Genomic DNA, 23,179 nt, shown 5'->3' with positions numbered 1-23,179 from the left:
TGATCTAATGACTAGAACTGTAGGGAACTCGCCTCCCCCAAGGACCAGTGATGACGCGATTCCGCTCCGCCTTAGCACCCCTGGCCATCGCGTTGGCCGGCCTCACGGCCGCGCCGCAGCAAGCGTGGGCGGCCCCGCCCAAGCCCGTCCCGTCAGTGGTCCAAGAGCAGCAGCAGGCCACGCCGGCCACCGCCTGCGCCACCCCGACGGTCAAGGGAACCACGACCGACACCCGGCTCACCAGCCTGTTCACCAACTACGGCAACGACAACAGCAGGCTGGACGACTGGACGGGCGCCGACGGCACCTACTCGGTCAAGCTGCCCAACGGCAAGGAACTGTGGATCTTCTCGGACACGTTCCTCGGCCGGGTCAACCCCGGCGGCACGCGCCCGCCCGTGGTCGGGGAGGGCGGCGACACCGTCTTCCTCAACAACTCCTTCGCCGTCGAGCGGGACGGCAAGCTCTCCACGATCCACGACGGCACCGCGCAGCAGCCGACCGCCGTGATGCCCCCGCGCGACCAGAACCACTGGTTCTGGGCCGGTGACGCGACGGTGGCCGGCGGGCTCGTGGAGGTCACCTACCAGGAGTACGAGCGGTACGGCACCGGCGCCTGGGACTGGCGCTGGCACAGGAACGTGGTGGCCAGGTTCGCCCCCGGCCGGCTGAACGAGCCGGTCAGCGTGACCGACCTGCCGTCCGCGCACGGCATCTCGTGGGCCTCCGCGATCCTGAAGGACGGCGGATACACCTACGTGTACGGCGTCGAGGACCTCGGCTCGCCCAAGTACATGCATGTCGCCAGGGTCAAGGGACAGAGCCTGCTGGGCACGTGGGAGTTCCTCAAGGCCGACGGCGCCTGGTCGCGGGACGAGGCCGACTCGGCGCGGATCATGAGCGGGGTGGCGAACGAGTACAGCGTCACCAAGGTCGGACCCGGATATGTCCTGATCACCCATGACACGACCGAGGTGCTCAGCCCGAACATCGTGGCCTACACCTCGTGCTCGCCCGCCGGCCCGTTCACCGCCAAGCAGCACGTCTACACGACCCCCGAGACCAGCGGGAACATCTTCACCTACAACGCCCACGCCCACCCCGAGGTGGCCGGCAACGGGCTCGTCATCTCCTACAACGTCAACAGCTTCGTGAACACCGACCACTACCGGGACGTGACCATCTACCGGCCGAGGTTCCTGGATGTGACCTTCCAGTGAGGCGTAACTGGGCGGCCCGCCTGCGGCACGTCACGATCGACGGACTGCGGGCGGTCGTGCTGGAGAACGAGCGGCTGCGCGTGACCGTCGTGCCGGACAAGGGCGGCGACGTGGTGGAGTTCCTGCACAAGCCCACCGACACGGACTTCGTCTGGCTCTCCCCGCAGGGCCTGCGCAACCCGCACGACCACCTCCACGGCGCGGCCGACGACGTCGCCCAGTTCGTCGACCACTACGAGGGCGGCTGGCAGGAGATCTTCCCCAGCGGCGGCGCGCCGAGCGAGTACCGCGGCGCCCGGCTTGCGCAGCACGGGGAGGTCTCCGGGCTGCCGTGGCGGTCCGAGGTGGTGGCCGACTCCGAGGAGGAGGTCGCGGTACGGCTCAGCGTGCGCACGCGGCGGCTGCCGTACCGGATGGAGAAGGTCTTCAGGTTGAGGTCGGGGACGGCGGCGCTGGAGATCGAGAGCCGGGCCACCAACGAGGCCGGCCTCCCGCTGCACGCCATGTGGGGGCAGCACATCGTGTACGGCCTGCCGTTCCTGCGCCCCGGGGCCAGGATCCGGCTGCCGGAAGGCGTGAAGGTCATCCCCCATGAGAGTGCGATAAATCCGGCGCAGGGCCGCCGGGTGAAGGCGGGCGGCCCCTGGGACTGGCCGCGGGTGCCCGCCGATCAGGGCGGGGAGACCGATCTGAGCGTGGTCCAGGAGCCGGGAGCGCCGAGCGACATCGTCTACCTGACCGGCTTCGACGAGGGTTGGTACGAGATCTCGGGGGACATCGGTATCCGGGTGGAATGGGATGCGGCTCTCCTGCCGTACCTGTGGATGTGGCAGGAGCTCGGGGCGTCCACCGATTATCCCTGGTGGGGACGGGCGTACACGGTGGGCCTCGAGCCGTTCTCCAGCATGCCGACCGACGGCCTGGCCGCCGCCGTGGCCAACGGCACGGCCCTGACCCTGGACCCGCACGAGACGAAGGTGATGCGCTTGCGCGCGGAGGTGCTGGCATGAGCGAGTTCAGCGGGAAAGTGGCGCTCGTGACGGGCGGTTCGATGGGCATCGGGCGGGCGGTGGTCGACCGGCTGGCCGACGGCGGGGCGTCCGTGGTGTTCTGCGGGGTCGACAAGGACGCGGCGCTCGACAGCAACAGCGTCACCGGTGTGGTCGCCGACGTGCGCCGGGCCGACGAGATGCGCGACCTGGTGGACCTGGCGGTGACCAAGTACGGCGGGCTCGACGTCGTGGTCACCTGCGCGGGCGTGCAGCGTTACGGCACGGTCGAGGACACCCCTGAGGACGTCTGGGACGAGGTGCTCGACATCAACCTCAAGGGCGTCTATCTCACCTGCAAGGCGGCCATTCCCAAGCTGAGGGCCAGGGGCGGCGGCTCGATCGTGATCATGTCGTCGGTGCAGGCGTTCTCCTCGCAGGCGCAGGTGGCCGCGTACACGGCGAGCAAGGCCGCGCTCAACGGCCTGACCAGGGCCATGGCACTCGACCACGCCGCCGACGGCATCCGCGTGAACGTGGTCTGCCCGGGCTCGGTGGACACCCCCATGCTGCGCTGGGCGGCGGACCTGTGGCGGGGCGAGCTGTCGCAGGAGGAGCAGATCCAGCAGTGGGGCCGCTCCCACCCGCTGGGCCGCGTGGGCCGGCCCGAGGAGGTGGCCGAGCTGGTGGCGTTCCTCGCGGGGCCGCGCTCGTCGTTCATCACGGGCGCCGAGCACCGCGTGGACGGCGGCCTGCTCGCGCAGAACCCGGCCGCCCTCCCCGAATAGCCCACGGACTCCCAAGGTCCCGCACCAAGCCGGCAAGAGTTGCGCCAACGCGGCGATCTCCCAGGTCGTACCGCTGGTACCAGTGGTCCTCGGCGTGCCGGGCGAGCAGCCCCTGCACGGACCCTCGAAACGACCACTGATCGAGGAGAGACCTGTGAGGCTATCCAGAAAGGCGGCCGGCCTCGTCGCCGCGGCCGCGATGCTCACCGCGGTCGCCCCAGCCGGCGCCCCAGCCGGCGCCGCGGTGGCGAGCCCCCGCTCGACGTGTTACGGCGGTCGCGTCTGCCTCTACGCCGGCTTCGACTTCAACCGCGGCCACGCCGACCTCTGGCGCGACTTCATCCAGGACGACTCCGACTTCTCCGACAACAACTGGCTGAACTGGGACTTCACCGACTCCTGGCACAGCATGAACAACGAGACCAGCTCCATCAGGAACCGCATCGGCTGCAGCGCCACTCTCTGGCAGCACCCGGGGTACACCGGCGCGCACAGCACGTTCACGCACGACTCGAACGACGGCTTCCTGGTCAACAACGCCGTCTCCAACAACCGCGCCAGCGCGCTCGATATCTGGTGTCGGTGAACAGCCGGGTCCGGCCGCCGCAGGCCGGCTGCCGCGGACTCCTCGCGGGCACGCTGCTGCTGATCTCCGCCGCCGCCTGCGCCGCCGACGAGCCCGCCCCACGGGCGCCCGTGAAGAGCGTCTCCTCGGTGTCGGAACTGGTGCTGCCGTTCGACGCCTACAAGACCACTCCCGAGCAGCGGGCCATCCTGGGCAACGCCCACAACCGGCTGGTCGAAGGGTGCATGCGCAAGAAGGGCATCGCCATCGACCTGCCCGAGGAGGACCCCGTCACCATCGCCGCGGTGGACCCCGGCAACTCCCGCCGGTACGGCGTCGCGGACACCGTGGCGACCAAGAACTTCGGGTACCACCTGGCCCGCCTGCCCTCTCCCGACACGACGGGCTCCTGGACGGGCCGGCTCTCCAAGCCGGCCCGCCACCGCCTGTACGGCAACGCCGTCGACCGCGGCTGCCTGGACAGGGCCACGCAGGCGCTCGGCAAGGGCGCCCAGAAGGCGGACTGGCCGTGGCTGACCCTGCAGGACTCGCTCACGCTGGAGCAGGCCGCCAAGCACCCGTCCGTGACGGCGGCGGCGGAACGCTGGCAGTCGTGCATGAGCCAGGCGGGTCACCCGTACCCGACTCCGGAGGCCGCCATCGCCGACGGCCGCTGGAAGCTCGACAAACCGGCCATCAGCGAGGAGGAGAAGCAGGTCGCGTACGCGGACACGACCTGCAAGTGGTCGTCGGGCCTGATCGCCGCCTGGTTCGCGGCCGACGCGGAGCTCCAGCGGGCGCTCATCCGGGACAACCCCGAGCGCTTCGCCGAGCTCCGCGCCAACCTCAAGCAGCGCCTGGCCCGCGCGTCAGGACTGCTGGCCGAGCACGAACGCGGCCAGGTCGGCTGACTGGCGCAGCCTGCTCGGCTCGTGGACGTACATCATGTGGCCTGCCTCGTAGTACCTGAACTCCACGTTCGCGGCCAGCTCCGCGGGCACGGGCAGGTGGGCGAAGGCGTGCTCGGCGGCGTAGTACGGCGTCGCGCCGTCGTGGTAGCCGCAGGCCACATGCACGCGCAGGTGCGGGTTGGCGCGCATGGCCGCGCCCAGCTTGTCGACCACCTGGACGTGCGCGCCCTCGAACTCCTTGTACGACCACGGCTGCACCCGCGAGGTGAGCACCTCGTACGGCAGGTCGTTGGCGTAGCCCAGCTCGGTACGGAGGTAGTGGTTGAGCGCGGCGCTGTAGGGGCCCATGATCGCGTTCATGCTGGGGTCGGCCGAGAAGTGCTCGCGCCCCGAGTCGGGGTCCCAGCCGATGAACCGCCCGTCGAGCCGCCCGACGACCTGGCGGCGCGAGCGCAGCACCTCGGTGAAGAACCGGACGTGCTCGATCCGCAGGTCCACGCGGTCGACGTACTCCTCGCTCAGCCCGGTCAGCGAGGCGATCGTGGAGACGGCGGCCGCGCGCTCCTCGGCGCTGAGGCGGTTGCCGCGCGCCAGCGCCCACGGGTAGTCGCGCTCGGCGAACGCCTCGGCCTCGCGCAGCACGTCGGCCAGCGGCCGCTCCCCATGCAGCCCGTGATAGTGCGCAATAGCGGCATAAGTCGGCAAATAGAGGGCGTAGGCCAGGTCGTTGCCCTGGTTGAAATCCCCGGTGATGAAGTCGAGCACCGAGGAGATCAGCATGACGCCGTTGAGGTACATGCCGTACCGCGACTGCAGGTGGTCGGCCAGCGCGGCCGCCCTGATCGTCCCGTACGACTCCCCCGCCAGGAACTTCGGCGACATCCACCGCCCGTTCCTGGTGGTCCACAACCGGATGATCTCGCCTACGGACTCGATGTCGCCGGTGAAGCCGTGGTACGGCTCCGCCTTCTCGCCCTCGGCGGCCCGCGAGTAGCCGGTCGAGACCGGGTCGATGAAGACCAGGTCGCTCACGGCCAGCAGGCTCTCCTCGTTGTCGGCCAGGCCGTACGGAGGAGGCAGGAGCGCTCCCGCGTCCCCCATCACGACCCGGCGCGGCCCGAGCACGCCCAGGTGCAGCCACACGCTCGAGGAGCCGGGGCCGCCGTTGAACGCGAACGTGACGGGCCGGCTCAGCGGGTCGGCCCCGTCGAGCGTGTACGAGGTGACGAACATCTCGGCCTTCGGCCGCAGGCCCTCGAACCTGCCGTCGTCGATCACCTCCTCGCGCAGCACCATGGTGCCGGTGGTGGCGGTGTACGCCTGCCCCGCCGGCAGGGCGTGCGAGGTGGTGACAAGGTTGTCGGCCGGGGGCGCCGGCTGGGTAGCTTCAGACATATCGCCCAATTATGGAGCTACCTCGACAGATACGGAGGGATCAGCGAAACGCTCGTTCGGCACGGTGGCGTACCAGTCGGGCCGTCCGGGGTCGCGGTCGTACGGATAGCCGCCCGTCTCCCGGTAGTGCTCGGCGTAGCGCGCGACCTTCTCCGGATCCAGCCGTACCCCGAGCCCGGGCCCCGACGGGACGGCGATGGCGCCCTCCGAGTACGCCATCTTCCCGCCCTCGATCACGTCGTCCCTGAGCTGGTGGTAGTGCGCGTCGGCGGCGTAGGTGAGGTTCGGCAGCACCGCGCCGAGGTGCAGCATGGTCGCCAGCTGGATGCCCAGCTCCCCTGACGAGTGCACGGCCACCCCGAGCTGGAACGTCTCGCACACGCCCGCCGCCTTCACGCACGGCCTGATGCCGCCCCAGAACGTCGTGTCGAGCAGCACCACGTCGGCGGCCCTGCGCATGACGTTCGAGGCCAGCTGCTCGAAGTTGACCACGACGGTGTTGGTCGCCAGGGGCACCCTGACCTGCTCGCGGACGGTCCTGAGCCCTTCCAGGCCCCAGACCGGGTCCTCCAGGTAGTCGTTGTTCAGCCCCTCGATGGCCCGGCCGAAGCGCAGCCCCTCGGCCACCGAGAGCACGGCGTTCGGGTCGTACCTGAGCCGGTCCTCGGGGTACGCCTCGGCCAGCGCCCGGTAGCACTCCAGCTCGTAGTCCGGCGGGAACACGCCGCCCTTGAGCTTGTGCACGGTGAACCCGTGCGCCTTCTTGAGGTGCCTGGTGTGCTCGACGAGCTGCTCGGGCGTGCGGATCTCGCCGTGGCCCTCGGCCGCGTACCGGAAGAACAGGTACGAGGCGAACGGCACGGCATCGCGGACCCGCCCGCCGAGCAGGTCGTGAGCGGGCACGCCCAGGTGCTGCCCGATGAGGTCTATGCAGGCGAACTCGATGGCCGCGAGGAGCTGCGTCCTGTTGTTGTAGAGCGAGGCCGTCGGGTTGGCGATCTTGAAGCGCAGCGCCTCGAGCTGGAAGGGATCATGACCCTTCAGGTACGGCATCAGCGCCCGGAACGCCGATTCGGCGCTCTCCCCTCCGCCGCCCATCTCGCCCAGGCCGACCAGCCCGTTGTCGGCCTCGACCTCGACGATCGTGCGGACGAACCGGCCCCAGTGCGCGCCGTTGCTGTGCCGGAGCGGCGCCTCGAGCGGGACCGCGACCGTCGTGGCCCTGATGTCAACGATCTTCACGAGCACGTCCCCCAAACAGCGGCCACCCCGCAGGCGGGCAGCCGTACCTTGACCGTCTCATCCACGACCGTCTCATCCACGACGTCGAGCCCGCGGGCCGCGCGCAGCCCGGGCAGGCGGAGCGACACCTCGACCGGCTCGGCCGCCAGCGACTGCAGCCGCACCACGCGCTCGTCCCCCGACCGTCCGATCGACGTGATCAGCACGTCGGGGTGGTCGACCGACGCGTACGTCTCGGTCACGTCGGGGCTGTCGGTGATCAGCGCGCCGACGAACGGCTCGGTCAGCCCGGAGGCCGCCGCCGCGCCGAGCCTGCGCCCCTGAGCCCCCGCAACCGTCGCGGCCCCGGCGACATTGGGAGTCGTCGCGGACCCGGCGACATTGAGAGTCGAGGTGACCGCGTAGCGGAACGTGGTCTCGCCCTGCTGCTGGGCCGGGAAATTGGTGTCCCAGATGTTGTTGAGCGCCCAGGAGTAGACCGTGCCGTCCTCCTGGTCGAGCGTGGGCGGGAACGGCGCGTACGGCATGTGGATGGTGCCGAGCTGCACGAGCGGCGCCTCCAGCGTGGCCCAGGCGACGGTCAGCTCGGGGTCCTCGAACGCGATCCAGTGCCTGATCGGCAGCATGTACTCGGCCGAGCCCGGCACGCGGGGCACGTCGGGGCCGCCGACGCCGCCGGTCAGCTCCCAGGCGCTCGCCGGACCTGTCGCGAACGGGAAGGCCAGGAAGACCGCCTCCTTGGCCGGGGTGCCCTGCTTGGCGAGCTGGTAGGTCAGGTCCAGCCGAGGCACGCCGCTGTGCAGCTCGATCGTCGTGCGGATCCAGTCGACGCCCTTGCCGTGCAGCTCCACGACCAGCTTCTCGCCGACGGCCGTGCGCTGGGCCTTGGTGATGGTGGCGCCCCTGCCGATGGCCCGGTCGCCCAGGAGCGTACGGTCGTGCGCCCCCACATGTCCCGACAGATGGTTGAAATGCGGGGCGGTGGCGTACTGGTCGTAGACGTACTGGCCGAAGCCGGCCGCCGCGTCGCCGTTGACCAGCTCGCGGCCGGCCCGCTTGTCGAAGATCGAGCTGATGTAGCCCTCCCGCACGTCGTAGGCCACGCGGTAGAACTCGTTCTCGATCACCCCGCTCAGGTCGAGCTCGACCGGCTCGGGGGCCTGGGTCTCCCCCGGCACGACGTCGACGCGCGCGTAACCGAAGCCGGGGACGTCGGGGACGACCGCCTGCACGTGCCGCCCGATCGGCCGGGTCGGCCAGTCCTCCGGATGCACGAACTCCTCGTGGTGTGCGAGCGTCTCCCCCGTCCGCGAGTCCACCAGCGCGATCGGCACGTCGATGCCCACCACGTCTCTCGGCAGGAACGCGCGGACGACGTCGGTCCGCGCCCACGTGCCCGGGTTGAAGACGGCGAACGAGGCCAGCGCGCCGCCCTCGGTGCCCGCCTCGGAGAGCGCGGCGGCGAACCTGCGGGTCGCGGCGTGCAGCAGGTCGGCCGCGTCGTCCTGGGCGTCGTAGGCGCCGGACGACTTGCGCGTCCACTGCAGCCCGCCCGAGTCGCCCGCCTCCTCGGCGTCCTCCCACGGGTTGGCCGCACCCCAGGTGTGCTCGTTGAACAGGGCCACCTTGTCGTAGGCCGCGTCGATCTTCTCGGTGGCGTCCACGCCCGCGATCGTGTGCAGGGTCTCGGCCACCCGCAGCGCGGACTGCGCCCTGCGCACGTAGCCGAGGGGGCGCGCGCCCGAGCCGAGCCCGTCGGCCCACCAGTCGGTCCAGTCGCCCTCGTGCACGGCCAGCCGGTCGTGGTAACGCTCCTCGACATGCTCGAAGAAGTCGCTGTTGACGGCCGAGCGCAGGCGCGGGTAGGCCCACTTCTCGTTCCACCGGCGCGCGATCGTGGCGGGCACGATCGAGGGGCCCGCGTTGTCGGCGTGCGCCCCCTGCACCCGCAGGTGCAGCACGTCCAGCTCGTACGGCTCCTTCGGCGCGTCGGGCCCCTGCCACCCGAAGGTCCCGGGCCCGTACGGGTAGCCCCGCGTGGCCAGGGCGGACAGGTACCGCGGCAGCAGGTCGTCGGCCAGCTCGTAGGAGTCGGTCAGCCCGACCGTGTTCCCCTCCATGTACGCCATCCCGTGCGGCGTGTCGGTGAACCAGACGATGAGCTCGTTCCCGCTCGGCGCCCGCCACCGGAACGGCCTGGTCAGCTTGTCGCCGCCGTGCAGATAGGGCACCGACCGCCCGGCCCAGTTGTGGGCCGCGGCCAGGTAGCGCACGCCGGCCGCGTTGAGGGCGTCCACCAGGCCGACGACCGCGCCGGGCACGTCGGTGTGCATGGCCGACTTGGTGGCGAAGCCGTACCGCTCCTTGAGCTGGGCGATGAAGCGGAGCTGGCGGTGCAGCTCCTCGGTCGAGCACGCCTCCGTGTGGAGCTGGAACGGCAGCGCGGTCACCTCGATCACGCCCTCGCGGGCCTTGCGCGCGAAGGACTCCACCATGTCGGCGGGCCGCGCGTCGAGCCACTTCAGCGCCGGCATCGACGACTCGACCGACCACCGGAACTTCGCGTCGTCCGGCCAGGACGCGGTCTCCTCGGCCAGCCGCAGCGCCGCGTCGAGGTAGTCCAGGTGGTGGCGGAGCACGGTGCCCTGCGGGTCGGTGTAGCCGATGTCCAGGTGCGAGTGGTGCACGACGAAGACGCTCCACTTGCGCTGCGGGGTCACCGTGACCTGCGCGCTGCCGACCACCCCGGCGTCGTCGCGGCACTCGAGCGTGAGCACGCGCGGCGCCTGCACCTCGGGCACCAGCAGCGTCACGTCGCTGCCCGACGCGCTGTCCACGCCCACCAGCACGTGGGTCAGCGGCTCGGTGCTCGACACCCTGACCGCCTGGCGGCCGTCGTGGGTGAACAGCGGCAGCACCGAGACCCGCACCTCCAGCCCGCGCACGCTGATCACCGGTGTCGAGGTGTCGTCGCGCAGCGCCTGCCTGATCCCGTCGTAGTCGGGACTGCCCAGGCTCCGCTGGAGCAACCGGCTCGTCATCAAACACTCCCTAGAGACAGGCCCCTGGCGAAGAGGCGCTGGGTGGCGAGGAACAGCACGACGGTCGGCAGCGAGACCACGAGCCCCGCGGCCAGGCCGACGGGCACGGGCGTGCCCGCGTACACGTCGGTCATCAGGCCGGCGATGGCCGTCATCACCGGCCGCACGTCCTCGGTCTGGGTCAGGGTCAGGCCGAAGATGAGGTCGTTCCAGACGAAGGTGAACTCCAGGATGAACACCGCCGTCAGCGCGCTGAGCGAGATCGGCAGATAGATACCCCAGAAGATGCGCCAGGTGGAGGCGCCGTCCATCCTGGCCGCCTCGAAGATCGAGAACGCTACGCCGGTGTAGAAGTTGCGCAGCACGAACGCGGCGAGCGGCACGCTGATCGCCGTGTAGACGAGGATCATGCCCAGGCGGCTGTCGTACAGGCCGGCGTCGCTGTAGCCGACGAACAGCGGCACGAGCAGCATCTGCGAGGGGAAGACCGTGCCGCCGAAGATCAGGATGAACCAGAAGAAGCCGTGGCGGAGCCGGAGCACCACGATGGTGTACCCGGCCAGCGCGCCGATGATCACTCCGAGCAGGGGCGAGACGACAGCGTACAGCGCGGTGCTGGCCAGGCTCTGGGTCAGGTTGGCGCTCTCCAGGGCCCGCCCGAAGTTCTCGAACAGCGCGAAATCGGGCGAGGGGACCCACGCGCGGCCGGGATCGTACGAGCCGGCCGGGCGCGCGGCGTTCACGAGCAGCAGGTACGTCGGCCCCAGCCAGAGCAGCCCGAGCAGGACGAGGACGGCACGCCTGATCACGAGGCCACCTGCCGCTTGAGGTAGAGGTAGGACGCCAGCCCGGTGACGACGGTCAGCATCACCGCCACGGCCGAGCCGTAGCCGTAGTCGCTGGCCACGAACGTCTCCTTGTACATGGTGACCGCCAGCGTCTCGGAGTTGCGCCCCGGGCCGCCCTGCGTCAGCACCCACACGATGTCGAACGTCTTCAGGCCGGCCACCAGCGCGAGCCCGACCACGACCGCCGTCAGCGGCCTCATGAGCGGCCAGATGACGAACCTGAACAGCCGCCAGCCCCCGGCCCCGTCCAGCCGGGCGGCCTCGATCGGCTCCTTCGGGATGGACTGCAGCCCCACCACGAACAGCAGCATGTTGACGCCGAGCTGCTGCCACGTCCAGACCAGCAGCATGGCCAGCGTGTTGACCGGCGCGTCCTGCAGGAACGCGGTGTCCACGCCGAGCAGCTGGTTGGCGATGCCGTCATGCGACAGGATCGGGCTCCACACCATGGCGAGGCCGGCGCCGCTCAGCGCGTACGGCAGCAGGAACGGCACCCGGAACCACACGCCGCCCTTGATGTCGTACGACAGCACCGCCACCAGCAGGCCGAGCCCGACGGGCAGCACCATGGTGCCGACGACCCAGAGCAGCGTGTTGCGGATCGAGGTGAGCAGGGCCGGGTCCTCGAGCAGCTTGCCGAAGTTGTGCCCGCCGATCCACTGGGCGGGCTCCAGGCCGTCGTACCGGGTGAAGCTGAGGTAGGCCGTCCACAGGAACGGCGCGTAGAGCAGGCCCGCGACCAGGAGCACCGCGGGCGCCACGTATCCGTACCCGAACCGGCCGAGTATGGGAGCGCGCGTGCTCACTGATGCGTGCTCCAGTACTCATCGGCGGCCTTCTGGATGGTGTCGAGGACCTCCTTGTAGCTGCCCGGCTCCGTCACGAACTTGCCGAACCCGTCCAGCGCGGCCGTCAGGACCGGTGGCGGCGTGGCCTCGAAGTACCGGTTGACCAGGCGGTACTGGCCGCCGCCCGCGTCCTTCGTGACGGTGCCGAGCACCTTGTCCGCGATGGCCACCTTGGGGTTGGCGCTCACGTCGCCCCTGCTGCTCGCCCACTTCTCCTGAGCCTCGGAGGTGGTCCACCACTTGAGGTACTTCTGGTTGGCCGCGGGGTCGGCCGCCTTGGTCAGCGAGCAGAGCGGGCCGCTCTCGAAGATCATCGAGGTCTTGGGCAGCGCGGGATTGACGTTGGGGATGACGAAGAAGTCGTAGTCCTCGCCGGGCTTCATGTTCCGCTGGGTCATGCTGGTGTTGAACCAGGTGCCGAAGGAGACCATCGCGGCCTTGCCGCTCTTCAGCACGTCACCAGGGTCCGTCTTGTCCCCCGGATTGATGAAATATCCGGCGTCAATGAGGGACTTCCACTTCTCCATCACCTGCACCACGCCCGGATCGGTGTACTTCGCCTTGCCGGTGGCGAGGCGGTCGTACAGGTCGGGGTCGGTGCCGGCCATGAGCTGCTCGAACCAGACGAAGGAGAAGAGCACGCTCGTGTGGTAGAAGGCCTTCACGCCGTTCTTCTTCAGCGTGTCGGCCACCTTGATCAGGTCGTCCCACGTCTTCGGCGCCTCGAGGCCGTACTTGCCGAAGATCTGCTTGTTGTAGAACATGCCCCAGTACGCGACGTTCATCGGCACGCAGTACTGCTTGCCGCCGATCGTGTAGTACGGCGCGAGGTCCTTCGACAAGTCGCCCGCCTGGATCGCCTGCTGCCAGATGTCCGTCGTCTCGGCCACCTGCTTCTGCTTGACGATCTCCTCGAGCATCCCCCCGGTCTGCCAGGTGAACAGGTCAGGCTTGACGTTCGTGCGGAACGACGCCTTGATGAACGCCTGATATTGCGCCGAGTCCGTGTATCCCGTCGGCTTCATGCCCAGGCCGATGCTCTGCTTGGACAGGGCGCCCATCTCGTCGAAGTACTTCGTCCAGGCGCCCTTGTCGTTGTACAGGGTCAGCTCGGTCTTCTTCTGCGGCTGCGCGCCGTTCCCGCCGCAGGCGGTGAGGACGAGCGCCGCCACGCCGAGCGTGACCACACGTGACCGGAACATGGACCGGCCTCCTTGTTTCATCAGGGGTCTTACATCAGGGGGATTGCAACCTGTGCTCTATGACCGTCTTCACGTCCACCAGGTGGGCCCGCATGCGCTCCTCGGCCTGCGCGGTGTCGCGCGCCTCGATGGCCTCCAGGATCGCCAGGTGCTCCTCGTAGTCGCGGCGCCGGTCATCGAAGATCTGCAGGATCTCCCGCTGCTCCGGTCCGTGGATGGTGAGCAGCGAGTCGACGACCTCGTGCAGCACGCTGTTGCCCGCCAGCCGGGCCGTCGCCCGGTGGAAGGACATGTTGGCCTCGTGCAGCAGCGCGTCGTCGCCGCGCAGGTGCCTGCCCGCCTCGTCGAGCACCCGCTTGAGCGGGAGCAGCTCGTCGGGGTCCGCATGCTCGGCGGCCATCGCGGCCAGCGGAGGCTCGATCACGATGCGGGCGCCGAGCAGCTCGAGGAGCTGGGCGGCGTGCAGCTCGCGCACGTTGGGGTTGGGCAGGACGACCCGCTCGATGTCGGCTCCGACGTAGATGCCGGAGCCGTGCCGCATCTCGATGGCCCCGGTGGCCTCGAGTCTGCGGAGCGCCTCGCGTAGCGTCGGAGTGGTGACGGCGAAGCGCTGGGAGAGCTCCCTGGTCGAGGGCAGCCTGTCGCCTGGCCGGTGCCCGCCCGTACGGATGAGCTCCAGCATGCGCTCGGTCAGAGCGTCGGACAGCGTCGGCCGCGTTACCTCGGACATATCAAGTGATCTAATCACTTCTCGGCGTCGGCGTCTATGATTTCGCCATGAGGCGTGCGGTGGCGTGGATCGCGGCCGTCCTGGCGGTCCTGGCGGCGGTCGGTGTGGGCGGCGCGGGCTGGTATTACTCGGGCCTGGTGATCGACCCCTCGCACGGGGGATCGTACCCCTTGGAGGTGCTGGCCTTCGACGGCTCGACGGTCACCCTGAAGGGCGGTTCCGACACCGCGGCGCCCGGCACGTACGGGCTGACCTGGCGTGACGGCAACGCCACGCTGGGCCCGGTGGTCTCCGCCTCCGGCGCCACGGTCGTCAGGCAGGTCACCCGCGTGCGGCGGGGCACGCTGGCGCGCGGGGTCCGGGCGTACTTCGACCGGTGGATCTGGGGCCACGAGGACCCGCGCTCGGCGCTCGGCCTGCCGTACGAGACGGTCTCGATCCGGAGCGAATTAGGCGACTTCCCCGCGTGGCGCCTGCCGGGCACCTCGAAGACCTGGGTGATCGCCGTACACGGCCGCAACGCGAACCCGTCGGAGTCCCTGCGCTTCCTGCCGGTCTTCCAGGCACTCGGAGTGCCGGTGCTGGCGATCAGCTACCGCAACGACGAGGGCGCCCCGGCCAGCGGCGACGGCAAGTTCCACCTCGGCGCCACCGAGTGGCGGGAGGTCGCCGCCGCCATCGCCTACGCCCGCGGCCAGGGGGCGACCGGGGTGGTGCTGTACGGGTTCTCGATGGGCGGGGGCATCGTGCCGATGGCGGCGCGCGAGTTACCCGGCGAGCCGATCAAGGGCCTGATCCTGGACAGCCCGGTCATGGACTGGAACGCGCCCATCGACCTGGGGGCGCGGCAGCAGGGGGTGCCGCTCTGGCTGGCCTCGGTGGGCAAGTTCACGGTGGAGCGGCGTACCGGGATCTCGCTCGACGACCTCGACCACGTGCGGCACGCGAAGGAGTTCAGGCAGCCGGTCCTGCTCTTCGTGGACGACGACGACGCCAGCGTGCCGATCGAGCCCGCGCTGCGGTTCGCCCGGCTCAGGCCGGACCTGGTGACGCTCGTACGCACCCGCGGCGGCGGCCACGTGGGCTCGTGGAACGTCGACCAGGCACGCTACGAGCAGGCACTGCGTACGTTCGTCACCGCTGCAGCAGCTTCGTCATGATCGTGATCTGCCCCTCGCGCGAGTCCCGCACCTGGCCCGCCCACTTCTGAACGGCCGGATCGGCCCCGCCCTGCACCTCGGCGACGGCCATGCCGACGGCGTCGCCCTGATGCGCGACGAGCAGGTTGAGCAGGTCGTACTCGAAGTTCTTCGACTTCTTCAGCGCCTGGACGCGCTTGACGTCGGTCTCGGGCATGCCGCCGCACGAATCCGAACTCCGGCAATCAACAGCACGACCACGCTGCCGAAACCGATCATCAGAAGGAGCCGCCACACCATCCACGGGAGCCTTCCCTCCCACCCCGCGCAGCTGAGCAGAAGCAAATAGGAGAACGACATGAACGCCCAATGAAGCGCGACCACCGCCGCGATCAGGGCCGCCATCAGCCCCACCAGCGTCCCGGGCCACCGCTTCGACCAGCCGGCGACCACGCCGGACAGGAGGACACTCGCCATAGGCAGACCGTTCAGGACCAGATAGCGCCCGTACGTGGATTCCACCTGCTGCCGGAAATCAAGCCACATCCATTCCAGGTCCGACCACAGCGCTGCCAGGCCCGATGGAAGGGGGCCATAACCCGCACAGCCCGCCGCCCCGTCGCCCTCGAAGAACTCCGGCAGCCATAAGGAGAGAAAGCTCAGCAGACTGACCACAAACGCGGCCAGCCACCATCGAAGATGACGCCGCCGGCCCATTGGCCGAACACCTGATACCCCATTCCGAAGCACCCCTGGCGTCACCCCTATGGCTGTACGGATTTTGTCGAGATTTCGTGCATCCCGCCGGTTATGGCACCGCCATGCTGTCATGATCTCGGTGCGCCTCACCGATGGGATCCGCGATGCCTCCTCGCTCACTCGTGCTGCTGGCCGCCTCACTCTGCGCGGGCGGCCTCGCGGCTCTGGTGTACTTCCACGACTCCGATCTGGTCCTCTTGAGGGAACACCTGAACCATCCGTTCGCATTGGGTGCGCTGGCCTGCCTCCTGATGGCGTCGGCCGCCATCGGGCTGCGATGGAGATGGCTACGTCTCCTGATCGCCATCCCTGCCGGGCTGGGCGTGAGTGCCGCGCTGTTCGTGGGGCTGCTCGCCCTTGCGCTCACCTCTACCGAGGAGGTCGGCTTCGTCGCCGGACCGGCCCCGTACCGGATCCGGCTTCAGCAGTCGCCGGCGGGTCTCGGGCCGGACGGGGTGATGTGGCTCAGCGTCCGCAGGGACGGCGGGCTGTTCAGCAAGGAGTGGGAACTAGGCTGCTTCAACGACGACGACCCCGACGACACCTTCGAGTCGGTCAAGTGGACGGGGCCGAGTTCGGTTGAGATCCGCGTGGCCGACGGGCGAACGTTCCCCATAACCTTGGACCCCGTCTCGGGCCGGCCCCAGACCACCGCCGCCCTCAATTGTTGACAGCCGCCCCAAAAACGACGCAGCTGAATGCGATGACAGGATCGTGAGGATGACGCAGTGGATGAGATGTCCGATCCCGAGGACCTTGCCCTGTGGGCGCTGCACTGCTACTGCCCGAATGCGAGACGAACGCCCCATCAAGTGGTGTCCGAGGGCAACAACGGACGGGTCTTGTACGCGGCACGTCACGGTGCCCTAAGGAGCCATTTAGACGTTTCCGACGCGCAGCTTGCTCAGCTCCTGGAATTCGGCCTTCTGGCACGTGATGGCGAGAAGCTTCGGACCGCCTTCCCGATACTGGGCGTACGCGAGATAACCCCTCTGCGGGCAGCTCTACGCCGACTGGCGACCCCTTTGGTGGACGTCGTCGAGAAGCCGACACGAGACATCGCCGCGGAACTCCAGCGCCGCGGGCTCCGTCACAGCCCGTACGCCATCGTGTTCGGCTACGCGCTGGACCTGCTGCTGTGGCAGCAGTTGCGCGCCGAGGCCGCCGTGCCCGACACGTCGCTGACTGCCGAGCGTCCATGGTGGAACGGGGCATTCTGGGCCATCCACCCACCACGCACCGGCGGTTCCGGCACGAACTTCCACCGCTTGGGCGAGGATCTCACCCTGGTGGCCGTCTGGTCGGAGGCCACCCTGCGCCGCCTGTACGACCTGGCCGCCACACCTCGGCTGGCGGAGTCGCTGCGGGATCGCCACGTGACCGCGGTCACCGACTCGGAAGGACATCACTGGCGTCTGCGGCTCGACGACGGCCGCTCTGCGATACCGCTCGTGGGGGTGGGCGACGTCCTCGACGAGCTTGCCTCCGCGGCCGCCGCTCCCGTCTCCGCTTTCCTGCTGAGCAGCGCCTGCCAGGAGGCGCACCCGTACGTCTCCACCGATGATCGGACCGTGGCCACCGTGGTCATCGCCCACGAGCTGATCTGGGAGATCACCGAACAGCTCATCGCCCGCGGAGCCTGCACTCGCGCGCCCCAAGGCGAAGACCTGACCGGCCTGCTGTTCCTGCTGGCGAACCGGAGCTCGTGATCGGGCAGGGGCGCGCGGTCCCGCCGTCGTCGAAAGACGCTCACCCGGCAGGCTTGCTGCTGCAGGGCTGCAGGGCTACAGGTCGCGCTGCAGTGTGATCACCTTGCGGGTCGGCAGGTAGCCGAGCGCGTCATTGATGGCGCGCATGTGGCGGTTGCTGTCGGCGCTGCGGCCTCCCCGTGATCCCCGGACGCCAACGCGAGGATGTGAGGAACGGCCTCGCGCAGATTGACGAAGTGGCGATGCACCCCCTCCACCGCGACAGCACCGTTCACACCCCACACCGTCATTCCGGCCCGCAACCCGGACTGCACCCCGGACGGGGCGTCCTCGACCACCAGGCACTCTCCCGGCTCGGCACCCAGGCGGGCAGCGGCCTGCAGGTAAGGGACGGGAGAGGGCTTGCCCTCCTCGACAGCGGCCGCGTCCACGATCACGCCCGGCATCGGCAACCCCGTCCGCAGGAACCGGCCGCGCACCCGGTGCTCGTAGTTCGAGGTCACCAGCGCCCACGACCCCGGCAGCAGGCCCTCCAGCAGCTCCAGCGCGCCATCGAAGGCCGCATAGACGCCGGACCGGACATCCTCGTCCTCCAGCTCGTGCAGCATGGCCAGGCATTCACGCGGATCATGCTCCGCAGCGACCTGGGCGAACGTCTCCATCGGCCGCGTCCGCAGAGCCACCCGGTAGACCTCGTCCGCATCCAGCCCGTACCGCTCCGCCCAAGCACCCCAGACCCGGCGCTGGTTGCTCAACGCGTCGATCAACGTGCCGTCGACATCGAACAGGACGTACTTCATGCGACTCGGCCGCGCAGGTTCACTGGTCACGCGTCGATGATGCCAGTCAGCGTGCGGGCAGCAGCGGGCAGCAGCGGGCAGCTCTCACGGCTGCGAAGTGGTGCCAGTTCCCGCACGAGCCGGGCGCCGCGCCGCCTGGCTTGAGCGATCGGTCACCTGAGGCCCGCGAACACCGCCGAAGATGGTGGTCCCGGAAGCGCATCCTGATGCAGACAACTTGACCACGCCCCGGGATGTTGCCGCCCGTGTCCTGACAGCCCTCAGAGGCTCACGCGGAACCACCAAGAGCGTTCACCGCATCAGCGGCCTGGGCGTTGAAGTGGCCGTAGGAGCCCCAAAAGGACTGCCCTTCGAAGGCGTGCTGCGGTTCGCGTTCCCGCGTCCAGGCTTTACTCCCTGCACATGGCTGACCACCGTGGCCCGGGACGACCTGATCGAACGGGCGGGCGTGTTGTCCTCCGTGAAGCTCAGCGAGGTTGGAGAAGCCCTCCGATGCCTACTGGCGGACGCTCTAAGAGCCTGCTGACGAGAGATTCTGTAGCTGCGTCTCCTGCATGACGAGGCCTACCGAGCATGACCGGGCAACCCGATACCGATGTCCATCGCTGGTGACATTCCTTTCAAGAAGAGATGTTGCGATGGTGCGACGGGCGTGACCAAATCGTCTGTCAGCCTGGCCGGTCAGAATAGATCAGAACGCCGTGTGAGCCGGTCGGTTCATTCCGCAGGAGCCCTTGCAGATCGGCGACGGGCTGGACTCCGGAGACCGGCGGGCGACCGTCGATCACGAGGCTGGGCACGCCGGTGATGCCGTGCTCTGCCGCGCGGCGCCGGTCGGCGCGTACCTCGTCGGCGTAGTCGTCGCCGTCCAGGACAGCGCGCACCTCCCCGGTGTCCAGCCCGGCCTCGTAGCCCAGGCGCTGCAGGACCTGCGCATCGGCCACGTTGCGCCCCTCGGTGTGATACGCGTGCAGCAGCAGCTCCATCATCTGGTCGGCCCGGCCACGGTCGGCGGCGAGCTTGACCAGCCGGTGCGCGTCGAAGGTGTTCACCGGGCGGGCCAGATGCAGGTTCAGCTCCAGACCTTCCGCCGCGCCCAGCGACCGGATTCGGGCGATGCGGGCAGGCGCCTGCTCGCCCCACCAGCCGGCTATGGCCTCCGCGGCGGTCGGCCCGGGCGTCCGGCTTTCATCTGGCGCGAGCTCGTAGGCGCGCCAGACGATCTCGATGCTGTTGCGGTCGGGCTGCTCGGCCAAGGCGGCCGTCAGGCGTCTCTTGCCGATGTAGCACCAGGGGCACAGCACATCGGCGTATATCTCAAGCTTCATGAATGTCCCGCACAATGATCGTGGTTGATGGAGCGGGTTCGGCAACCTGGCGGCGTGCTGCCGACGGATACAGCTGCCCGCTGGAGGGGATCGGACGATCAGGCATCGAAGCGCTGCGGCCCAGGACCGACCTCGCGGACGACGGTGTAGGTGGGCACCCCAGCCATGCGTGGTTCGGCCTTACCGGACAGGCCCTCCAGCGCCTTGCCGATGGCGGCCATCCGGCCATCGGTGTCGGAGGTCTCCACGAAGTGGCGATAGTCCGCCTCACTCGCCCAGTGCACGATGTTGTACACCCGGGTCCCGTCGGTGCTCACATGGAAACGAGCCGAGCGATAGCCGGGATAGAAGCGCACCCACCGCTCCTGGATCTCCGCGAACGCCTCCACAAGCTCACGCTGTGTGTCAAAGCCATCAACGGTGTAGTCGATGATCGAATAGAAACCGGCATCGGTGCTCATGAACACACTCCTCAAGGTCGGATGCAGGGGCAAACGCCCCGGTCGCCATCGTGCAATCTCAACCGCAGTTGAGGTCAAACGCCCGGGCGAAGGCGCGACCGGCCCTGCTCAACCTCCAGAATTCTTCGATTCCGGGAGTGACTTCCAAGGCCGGCCATGCTGTAACACTGGGGGCCGCCCCTAAGTGTTACAGCTAGTCTTCGCGCGAAGCACGCCCAGAAAGCGTGCGAAGCACCGTTCAGCTTCTCGCCTCGTGATCGATGTAGTCACGCCTTCCAGCCCGCCGCCGGGGTATGGCACCTGCTGGACGGCCCGCCCGAGGATCACACGCTGGGAGAAACCCGCGCGGCCATCGTCCGCTACGTCCGCGCGAACCCGAACAGCACGCCCAAGGCCATCGCAGGCGGCGCCGGCCTGTCCTACGAGAACGTCCGCAAGACCTGCCCCCGCATGGCCACTGGCGGCCAGCACCGCGTGGACGCGACAGGACGCTACCGACTCCCGGGGGGCAGAGCCCCCCGTAAGTGTCCCCGCTCTGGGCAAGCGGGAGCTCCGCGAACTCAGTGCACAGGATGTGGACAAGTGGCTGGCGGACAAGGCCAAGACGCTGAGTACGAGCACACTCCGCCTGATCAGGTCCTACCTCAACCGCTCCGTCAAGCGTGCGATGGCCCGTGACCTGGTGAAGCGGAACGTGGTGGACCTCTGCTCAGTCCCGCGCGGCAAGGATGGCCGTCCGTCCAAGGCCCTCACGCTGGCTCAGGCAGAAGCCGTGCTCAAGGCCGCCGAAGGAACCCGCATGCATGGGTATCTGGTGCTGGCCCTGCTCACCGGCGCACGCACCGAGGAGCTTCGAGCGCTGACGTGGGATCACGTGGATCTGGAGGGCGATCCCGACGCTGACCCGGCCGTGCCGCCGTACGTGGCCGTGTGGCGGTCCGTCCGGACCGGCGGGGACACCAAGACCCGGAAGTCCCGGCGCACTCTGGCGCTCCCATAGCGCTGTGTGGAAGCGCTCAAAGCACAGAGGGCTCAGCAGGAGGCGGACAAGGACGCGGCGGGCAAGCGGTGGATGGAACACGGGCTCGTGTTCGCCTCAACCGTGGGCACGCCTCTCGACTCCCACAACGTACGGCGCGCTTTCCGCGCGGTCATCGCCAAGACCGACCTCGACCCCGACAAGTGGACGCCCCGAGAGCTGCGGCACAGCTTCGTGTCCCTGCTCTCAGACCAGGGCATCCCACTAGAGGAGATCTCCCGGTTGGTCGGCCACAGCAGCACGACGGTAACCGAACTGGTCTACCGCAAGCAGATCCGGCCCCTCATTCAAGAGGGCGCGACCGCCATGGATCGGATCTTCAAGACTTGAGCCGATTACGCATCGAGTCCACGTCGCCTACAACCTCTGTTCCAACCAGTGCCTCATACGGCCAAGGCCCTGGCCTTCGAAAAAGGCCAGGGCCTTCTTGTTGAAGTCCCAAACGTCCGTGAGCAGGCTCGTGCAACCCGTCTCAACACCGACTGCACGAACCGACTCAACTAAGGCCGACCCAACACCCATGCGAGCCACAGTCGGGTCTACGGCGATGTGCTCAATGAAGACGAAGCTTCTCGCATGCATGAGGGCGTCGGCAGGACGATGGTGGATCATCGCTGTTACGTAACCGACCGGGACGCCCTCCTCCGACTCGGCGACGAAGGCGATTGCGCCTTCGCGCGCCAAGAAGCCCGAGAAGATCGGTATCAACTCTTCGACGTCGGAACTCGGTTGGAAGACATCTGGCCTGGCCCCGACGTGCAACCCATGAACGAACCGATTTAGCTGCGCCAAGATCGCAGCATCGTCAGAACCAGCTTGGCGGATGTGAACCGAAGGCATCGTCATGGGTGGAAAGAATGCTCTACGGCTTTCCCAGCAGTCCAGAGGACTTCGGTTCCACTTGGGTCTTAGACACCCAGTTAGACACCCAGAAGCCCCCCGCGATCTTGCGAGGGGCTTCTGACCTGGAGCCGCCTTGGGGATTCGAACCCCAGACCCCTTCATTACGAGTGAAGTGCTCTGGCCGACTGAGCTAAGGCGGCGCGCTCTGCAGCTTCGAAGAGTCTACAGGAGCCAAAGGGGTTCTCGCTCCCATCGATCTACCACCCCCTCGGACCGGGCGGCCTCGCTCGGCTATTCACCGGTCCGCCGCGCCGTAGTACCGTGACCGTACTGTCCAGGCACGCGAACGTCCGCTTGCTCGGGGTTCTCCAAGTGAAGACAGATCGCCGAAAGATTCCGTGACGGGTTTCTCCCGAGATCAGGGGGAGGATGTCTTGCCCCGTATCGTGGTCGCACCGGATGGCAGAAGGCTGGCGGTCGAGGAGCGAGGTAAGCCCGACGGCACCCCCGTCTTCTACCTGCACGGCACCCCGGGCAGCAGGCTCGGCCCGTCTCCACGCGCGCAGGTGCTCTATCGGCTGGGCGTCCGGCTGATCACCTTCGACCGGCCGGGATACGGGCTGTCGGACAGGATGCCGAACAGGACGGTGGCCAGCATCGCCGCGGATGTGGCGGCGATCGCGGACGCGCTCGAGGTCGACGGTTTCTCGGTCGTGGGGCGGTCGGGCGGCGCGCCGCACGCGCTCGCCTGCGCCGCGCTGCTTCCCGAGCGCACGAGGCGAGCGGCCGCGCTGGTCAGCCTCGCCCCGCACAGCGCCGAGGGGCTCGACTGGTTCGCGGGCATGGCGAAGTCGAATGTCTTCGAATATCTGGTGGCGCGGGCGGGCCCGCATCTCGCGGCCACCCGCCTGGCCTCGCTCGCCAGCCAGATCCGGGCCGATCCTGAGAGCAAGGTGCTCTCCATCGGCCAGGAGGGCGGGCGGGCCGACCGCCGGGTCGTCTCCGACCACGGGCTGCGCCGGATGATGGTCCGCAACTTCACCGAGGCCCTGCGCCACTCGGCGGACGGGTGGGTGGACGACGTGCTGGCGTTCAGCACCGATTGGGGGTTCGACCCGGCCGTCATCCGGGTGCCGACCCTGGTGTGGCATGGCGAGAACGACGTGTTCGCCCCCGTGGGGCACGCCCGCTGGCTGGGCCGGCGCATCCCGAACGCGACGGTCTGCATACAGGGCGAGGTGGCGCATCTCGACGCGCTGAGTGTCCTGCCTCGGGTGCTGCCGTGGCTCACCCGGGAGCCCGTCGAACCAGTCCGCTGAGCT

Annotated in this window: 24 protein-coding genes and 1 tRNA gene; 11 read left to right on the top strand and 14 right to left on the bottom strand. The window is 68.8% G+C overall.

All coding sequences use genetic code 11. The annotated features are described in order from the left end of the window. The first annotated feature begins 50 nt into the window (after window positions 1–50). From AB0H84_RS36970 to AB0H84_RS36950, 5 genes are all read left to right on the top strand, one after another. Window positions 51–1,220: a DUF4185 domain-containing protein gene (locus AB0H84_RS36970; protein WP_357615098.1), complete on the top strand. Its 1,170-nt coding sequence runs from the start codon at window positions 51–53 to the stop codon at window positions 1,218–1,220. Continuing rightward, complete coding sequence (locus tag AB0H84_RS36965; protein WP_357615096.1) at window positions 1,217–2,230, top strand: DUF4432 family protein; 1,014 nt, start codon at window positions 1,217–1,219, stop codon at window positions 2,228–2,230. Before AB0H84_RS36970 ends, AB0H84_RS36965 begins: the two co-directional genes overlap by 4 nt. Next, window positions 2,227–2,997, top strand: a complete 771-nt coding sequence (locus AB0H84_RS36960) for an SDR family oxidoreductase (RefSeq protein WP_357615093.1) — start codon at window positions 2,227–2,229, stop codon at window positions 2,995–2,997. The genes AB0H84_RS36965 and AB0H84_RS36960 overlap by 4 nt, the downstream gene beginning before the upstream one ends. Window positions 2,998–3,151: 154 nt before the next feature. After that, complete coding sequence (locus AB0H84_RS36955) at window positions 3,152–3,583, top strand: peptidase inhibitor family I36 protein (RefSeq protein ID WP_357615090.1); 432 nt, start codon at window positions 3,152–3,154, stop codon at window positions 3,581–3,583. Next, window positions 3,580–4,473, top strand: coding sequence for a hypothetical protein (locus tag AB0H84_RS36950; RefSeq protein WP_357615087.1), 894 nt, complete (start codon window positions 3,580–3,582; stop codon window positions 4,471–4,473). Before AB0H84_RS36955 ends, AB0H84_RS36950 begins: the two co-directional genes overlap by 4 nt. Here the strand turns inward: AB0H84_RS36950 and AB0H84_RS36945 are convergent. From AB0H84_RS36945 to AB0H84_RS36915, 7 genes are read right to left on the bottom strand one after another with little or no spacing between them, the layout of a single operon-like run. Next, window positions 4,432–5,868 carry a peptidase S10 gene (locus AB0H84_RS36945; protein WP_357615084.1) on the bottom strand — a complete coding sequence of 479 codons (1,437 nt, stop codon included), beginning with the start codon at window positions 5,866–5,868 and terminating at the stop codon, window positions 4,432–4,434. The two genes, AB0H84_RS36950 and AB0H84_RS36945, sit on opposite strands and share 42 nt — an antisense overlap. Window positions 5,869–5,877: 9 nt before the next feature. Beyond that, entirely contained in the window at window positions 5,878–7,110 is a 1,233-nt protein-coding gene (locus AB0H84_RS36940; RefSeq protein ID WP_357615082.1) for an enolase C-terminal domain-like protein, read from the bottom strand. Next, a complete protein-coding gene (locus AB0H84_RS36935) occupies window positions 7,107–10,151 on the bottom strand; it encodes a glycoside hydrolase family 38 C-terminal domain-containing protein (RefSeq protein WP_357615080.1) in 3,045 nt (1,014 codons plus the stop codon). The genes AB0H84_RS36940 and AB0H84_RS36935 overlap by 4 nt, the downstream gene beginning before the upstream one ends. Continuing rightward, on the bottom strand, window positions 10,151–10,960 hold the full coding sequence (locus AB0H84_RS36930; RefSeq protein ID WP_357615077.1) for a carbohydrate ABC transporter permease: 810 nt from the start codon (window positions 10,958–10,960) through the stop codon (window positions 10,151–10,153). Before AB0H84_RS36930 ends, AB0H84_RS36935 begins: the two co-directional genes overlap by 1 nt. Beyond that, a complete protein-coding gene (locus tag AB0H84_RS36925; RefSeq protein WP_357615074.1) occupies window positions 10,957–11,805 on the bottom strand; it encodes a sugar ABC transporter permease in 849 nt (282 codons plus the stop codon). Before AB0H84_RS36925 ends, AB0H84_RS36930 begins: the two co-directional genes overlap by 4 nt. Further along, complete coding sequence (locus tag AB0H84_RS36920) at window positions 11,802–13,049, bottom strand: extracellular solute-binding protein (protein WP_357615071.1); 1,248 nt, start codon at window positions 13,047–13,049, stop codon at window positions 11,802–11,804. Before AB0H84_RS36920 ends, AB0H84_RS36925 begins: the two co-directional genes overlap by 4 nt. 34 nt (window positions 13,050–13,083) lie before the next feature. Further along, window positions 13,084–13,779 carry a FadR/GntR family transcriptional regulator gene (locus AB0H84_RS36915; RefSeq protein ID WP_357615068.1) on the bottom strand — a complete coding sequence of 232 codons (696 nt, stop codon included), beginning with the start codon at window positions 13,777–13,779 and terminating at the stop codon, window positions 13,084–13,086. Window positions 13,780–13,826: 47 nt separating this feature from the next. Here AB0H84_RS36915 and AB0H84_RS36910 point away from each other — a divergent pair, with 47 nt between their 5' ends. Beyond that, a complete protein-coding gene (locus AB0H84_RS36910; RefSeq protein WP_357615065.1) occupies window positions 13,827–14,939 on the top strand; it encodes a hypothetical protein in 1,113 nt (370 codons plus the stop codon). Here the strand turns inward: AB0H84_RS36910 and AB0H84_RS36905 are convergent. Both AB0H84_RS36905 and AB0H84_RS36900 read right to left on the bottom strand, forming a co-directional pair. After that, the gene (locus AB0H84_RS36905; protein ID WP_357615061.1) at window positions 14,914–15,135 is read right to left on the bottom strand and encodes a DUF305 domain-containing protein; all 222 of its coding nucleotides are present in this window, start codon (window positions 15,133–15,135) and stop codon (window positions 14,914–14,916) included. The genes AB0H84_RS36910 and AB0H84_RS36905 overlap by 26 nt on opposite strands. Next, window positions 15,099–15,635 carry a hypothetical protein gene (locus tag AB0H84_RS36900; RefSeq protein WP_357615058.1) on the bottom strand — a complete coding sequence of 179 codons (537 nt, stop codon included), beginning with the start codon at window positions 15,633–15,635 and terminating at the stop codon, window positions 15,099–15,101. Before AB0H84_RS36900 ends, AB0H84_RS36905 begins: the two co-directional genes overlap by 37 nt. A gap of 146 nt (window positions 15,636–15,781) precedes the next feature. On the opposite strand from AB0H84_RS36900, the gene AB0H84_RS36895 reads away from it, so the two are divergent. Both AB0H84_RS36895 and AB0H84_RS36890 read left to right on the top strand, forming a co-directional pair. Beyond that, window positions 15,782–16,348 carry a hypothetical protein gene (locus AB0H84_RS36895; RefSeq protein ID WP_357615055.1) on the top strand — a complete coding sequence of 189 codons (567 nt, stop codon included), beginning with the start codon at window positions 15,782–15,784 and terminating at the stop codon, window positions 16,346–16,348. A gap of 357 nt (window positions 16,349–16,705) precedes the next feature. After that, a complete protein-coding gene (locus tag AB0H84_RS36890; protein ID WP_357615052.1) occupies window positions 16,706–17,386 on the top strand; it encodes a hypothetical protein in 681 nt (226 codons plus the stop codon). A 98-nt stretch (window positions 17,387–17,484) separates the two neighbouring features. Here AB0H84_RS36890 and AB0H84_RS36885 read toward each other — a convergent pair whose 3' ends face one another. From AB0H84_RS36885 to AB0H84_RS36875, 3 genes are all read right to left on the bottom strand, one after another. Next, window positions 17,485–18,216, bottom strand: coding sequence for an HAD-IA family hydrolase (locus AB0H84_RS36885; protein ID WP_357615049.1), 732 nt, complete (start codon window positions 18,214–18,216; stop codon window positions 17,485–17,487). A 638-nt stretch (window positions 18,217–18,854) separates the two neighbouring features. Further along, on the bottom strand, window positions 18,855–19,514 hold the full coding sequence (locus tag AB0H84_RS36880) for a DsbA family oxidoreductase (protein WP_357615046.1): 660 nt from the start codon (window positions 19,512–19,514) through the stop codon (window positions 18,855–18,857). Window positions 19,515–19,612: 98 nt separating this feature from the next. Continuing rightward, window positions 19,613–19,975: an antibiotic biosynthesis monooxygenase gene (locus tag AB0H84_RS36875; RefSeq protein ID WP_357615043.1), complete on the bottom strand. Its 363-nt coding sequence runs from the start codon at window positions 19,973–19,975 to the stop codon at window positions 19,613–19,615. A gap of 574 nt (window positions 19,976–20,549) precedes the next feature. Between AB0H84_RS36875 and AB0H84_RS36870 the strand changes: the two genes are divergently transcribed. Together AB0H84_RS36870 and AB0H84_RS36865 are read left to right on the top strand one after the other, a co-directional pair. Next, window positions 20,550–20,975, top strand: a complete 426-nt coding sequence (locus AB0H84_RS36870; protein WP_357615040.1) for a hypothetical protein — start codon at window positions 20,550–20,552, stop codon at window positions 20,973–20,975. A gap of 6 nt (window positions 20,976–20,981) precedes the next feature. Then, the gene (locus tag AB0H84_RS36865) at window positions 20,982–21,344 is read left to right on the top strand and encodes a tyrosine-type recombinase/integrase (protein ID WP_357615037.1); all 363 of its coding nucleotides are present in this window, start codon (window positions 20,982–20,984) and stop codon (window positions 21,342–21,344) included. A gap of 27 nt (window positions 21,345–21,371) precedes the next feature. Here the strand turns inward: AB0H84_RS36865 and AB0H84_RS36860 are convergent, their stop codons facing one another. Together AB0H84_RS36860 and AB0H84_RS36855 are read right to left on the bottom strand one after the other, a co-directional pair. Then, window positions 21,372–21,860 carry a GNAT family N-acetyltransferase gene (locus tag AB0H84_RS36860; protein ID WP_357615034.1) on the bottom strand — a complete coding sequence of 163 codons (489 nt, stop codon included), beginning with the start codon at window positions 21,858–21,860 and terminating at the stop codon, window positions 21,372–21,374. 120 nt (window positions 21,861–21,980) lie between these two features. Next, window positions 21,981–22,057: transfer RNA gene (locus tag AB0H84_RS36855), tRNA-Thr, on the bottom strand. Window positions 22,058–22,291: 234 nt separating this feature from the next. Between AB0H84_RS36855 and AB0H84_RS36850 the strand changes: the two genes are divergently transcribed. Next, window positions 22,292–23,176: an alpha/beta hydrolase gene (locus AB0H84_RS36850; RefSeq protein ID WP_357615031.1), complete on the top strand. Its 885-nt coding sequence runs from the start codon at window positions 22,292–22,294 to the stop codon at window positions 23,174–23,176. Window positions 23,177–23,179 lie beyond the last annotated feature (3 nt).

Source organism: Nonomuraea sp. NPDC050786, from assembly GCF_040654115.1.
Taxonomy (GTDB): domain Bacteria; phylum Actinomycetota; class Actinomycetes; order Streptosporangiales; family Streptosporangiaceae; genus Nonomuraea.
The sequence above is the reverse complement of the archived record's forward strand: the minus strand, read 5'-3'. Positions and strand labels throughout refer to the sequence as shown.